Here is a 2193-nt window from a genome sequence, read left to right as displayed (position 1 = left end):
GACGCGGCCGACGAATGGTTCGATCCCGCGCTGGCCGTGCGCGCCGGCGAGATCGCGCTGGCCGAGGTGAAGGCACTGCGCGCGCGGCTGCCGGCCACCTGACAAGGTGTGAATAAACCTACTGCGCGCCCCGATCTCGCACCTGCGGTCCTCACCGTACGGAGTACGGCTGCGGTCCTCGGCGCGACCTCGGGGCGCTCGCTACGGTTTCTTCACACCTTGTGAGATTTGCAAGAACACACGAACAAGGATTCCCTGACATGACTTCCTCTTCCGACACCCCCGCCGACGGCTACGAATCGGGCCTGCTCAACCGCCGCCGCGTGCTCGGCGACGCCTGGGTCGACCGCTCGCTGGCCAACCGCAACGGCTTCAATGCCGAGTTCCAGGAGCTGATCACGCGCCATGCGTGGAACGACATCTGGGGCCGCCCAGCGCTGGGCGACAAGACGCGCCGCTACATGGTGTTGTCGATGATGCTCGGCATCCACGCCTACGAGGAATTCGCGATGCACGTGCGCGCGGCGCTCGACGGTCCGCCCGAGTCGCGGCTCACGCCCGAGGACATCAAGGAAGTGATCATGATGGCCGCCATCTACTGCGGCGTGCCGGTCGCCAACCACGCCTTCGGCATCGCCACCGGCATCCTGCGCGAGAAGGGCCTGCTGCCTGCGGCGGCGCAGTGAGCGCGCCGCAAGGACCACCAGCAAACCTGAAGGGCCGCTGGCACGCCGGCTTCGCGCTGCTGCTGCCGTTGCTGCTCGCGGCCCAGCCGGTGGCCACCGACAGCTACCTGCCGGCACTGCCCGCGATCGCCAGGGAACTCGGTTCGGCCAGCACCAGCCTCACGCTGTTCGTGCTGGCCTTCGGCTTCGCGCAACTGCTGTGCGGACCGCTGGCCGACCGCTTCGGGCGCCGGCCGGTGCTGTTGGCGGGCCTGGGCTGCTATGCGCTGGCCGCGCTCGGCGGCGCCTTCGCGGGTAGCGTGTTCATGCTGGCCGGCTGGCGCACCTTGCAGGGTTTCTCGATGGCGGCGATCCTGGTCTGCGCGCGCGCCGCGGTGCGCGATCTCTATCCGGCCCACGAGGGCCCGCACGTCATGGCGCGCGGACTCACGGGGCTGGGCGTGGTCGGGCTGGTGGCGCCGCTGCTCGGCGCCTGGCTGGTGCAGGGCGCGGGCTGGCGCTGGGTGATGGGCGCGATGGCGCTCTATGCGCTGGTGCTGTTCGCGCTGTGCTGGCGCTCCTTCGGCGAGACCCGGCCGACCTTCGTCGACACGCCCTCGGCGCCGCGCGGCAGCACGCGCGTGGTGTTCGCGAGCCGTGCCTTCCGCGCCTGGGCCTCGGTGGCGGCCTCGACCTATGGCGGGCTGTTCTGCTTCCTGCTGCTGTCGCCGATGGTCTACATCGGTTATCTGGGCTGGTCGCCGGCCTGGTATGGCTGGATCCCGGCCGGCGGCTCGCTGGTCTACATCTTCAGCACCACCATGTGCCGGCGACTGCTGCGCCGCCACGGGCCGGTGCGCACCGTGCAACTGGGCGCCTCGCTGAGCATGGCGGGCGCCACGATCCAGGCGCTGGGCTGCTGGCTCGCGCCGCTGAGCGCCGTGCCGCTGCTAGCGGGCCACGCGGTCTATTGCCTGGGCCACGGCATCCACCAGCCCTGCGGCCAGGCCGGCGCGGTGGGCGACCTGCCGCAGCTCGCGGGCCGCGCCGTCTCGTGGTCGGGCTTCGGCATGATGATGGTCGCCTTCTGCGTCGGGCAGTTCGCCGCGCTGTTCGTCGACGCCGACTATTCGAACGGCGCGTGGCCGATGGTGATCCCCATGGTCGCCGCCGCCTGCTCGCTGCTGGCCATCGCCTTCTTCTGGCTCCCCCGTCTTCATCCCCTCTCGAAGGAACCCGCACCATGACCCGTCTGAACCTCGTCCGCGAAGGCAATGGCCCGATCGTCGTGCTGAGCCATGCGCTCGGCTGCGACCTCCGCATGTGGGACGGCGTGGCCGCGCAGCTCGCGCGCGCCCACACCGTGCTGCGCTACGACCACCGCAACCACGGCGCCTCCGAGCGCGTGCCGTGCGCGCTGCGCATCGAGACGCTGGCGCAGGACGCGGCCGAGCTGATCCAGCGCGAGGCCGGCGGCGAGCCGGTGCACTTCGTCGGCCTGTCGATGGGCGGCATGACGGCGCAGGCG

Annotated in this window: 3 protein-coding genes; all 3 read left to right on the top strand. The window is 70.9% G+C overall.

Annotated elements, in window-relative coordinates; genetic code table 11:
* The first annotated feature begins 260 nt into the window (after positions 1 to 260).
* Positions 261 to 686 carry a carboxymuconolactone decarboxylase family protein gene (locus AC27VN_RS39560; RefSeq protein ID WP_398500960.1) on the top strand — a complete coding sequence of 142 codons (426 nt, stop codon included), beginning with the start codon at positions 261 to 263 and terminating at the stop codon, positions 684 to 686.
* Positions 683 to 1912 (top strand): MFS transporter, encoded by a 1230-nt coding sequence (locus tag AC27VN_RS39555; protein WP_490880227.1) that lies wholly within the window; start codon positions 683 to 685, stop codon positions 1910 to 1912. The genes AC27VN_RS39560 and AC27VN_RS39555 overlap by 4 nt, the downstream gene beginning before the upstream one ends.
* The coding region (locus AC27VN_RS39550; RefSeq protein WP_490880226.1) for an alpha/beta fold hydrolase at positions 1909 to 2193 on the top strand (285 nt) is incomplete at its 3' end. The genes AC27VN_RS39555 and AC27VN_RS39550, both read left to right, overlap by 4 nt.

The sequence above is a fragment of the Variovorax sp. 20P10.2.4 genome, from assembly GCF_058244205.1.
The sequence above is the reverse complement of the archived record's forward strand: the minus strand, read 5'-3'. Positions and strand labels throughout refer to the sequence as shown.

Excerpts from the sequence above, each read along its gene's own strand:
- AC27VN_RS39560 (WP_398500960.1), top strand. The coding sequence starts at position 261 with ATGACTTCCTCTTCCGACACCCCCGCCGACGGCTACGAATCGGGCCTG.